The organism is Streptomyces sp. WM4235 (genome assembly GCF_001279725.1).
GTDB lineage: Bacteria > Actinomycetota > Actinomycetes > Streptomycetales > Streptomycetaceae > Streptomyces.
In genome coordinates this window covers 1-403 of sequence record NZ_LGDE01000313.1, presented here as the reverse complement: position 1 = coordinate 403, position 403 = coordinate 1, and the positions used below count along the sequence as shown (strand labels likewise).

1 protein-coding gene is annotated in these 403 nt (G+C 74.4%); it reads right to left on the bottom strand.

From position 1 onward, the window contains the following. On the bottom strand, positions 1-403 hold a 403-nt coding region (locus ADK55_RS20420), incomplete at both ends, for a condensation domain-containing protein (RefSeq protein ID WP_159041496.1).

Below are 403 nucleotides of genomic sequence, written 5' to 3'. Positions count from 1 at the left end.
CGGACCCCCCTCGAACACCTCGTCGAGGTCGACGTCACCGACGTCGAGCCGGACCGGGAACACGGTGGTGAACCAGCCGACCGTCCGCGACAGGTCCGCGCCCTCGACCGCGTCGTCCTCCCGGCCGTGTCCTTCCAGGCGGAGGAGGACCGAGGACTCCTCGTCGCCGCGGTTCCGGCGCCAGGCGGTCACGGCGAGGGCGAGGGCGGCGAGCAGCCCGTCGTTGACGCCGCCGCGGAACGCCGCCGGGAGGGCGGCGAGCAGGGCCTCGGTGACCGGGGCGGAAAGATGGACGGAGAGGTGGTCGACGGTGGCCTGGGTGTCTCGGGCGGGATCCAGGGCCCGCGACCCCAACAACGGGTCCGGCCCCTCCACCACCGACAACCACCACCCGAGCTCCGCC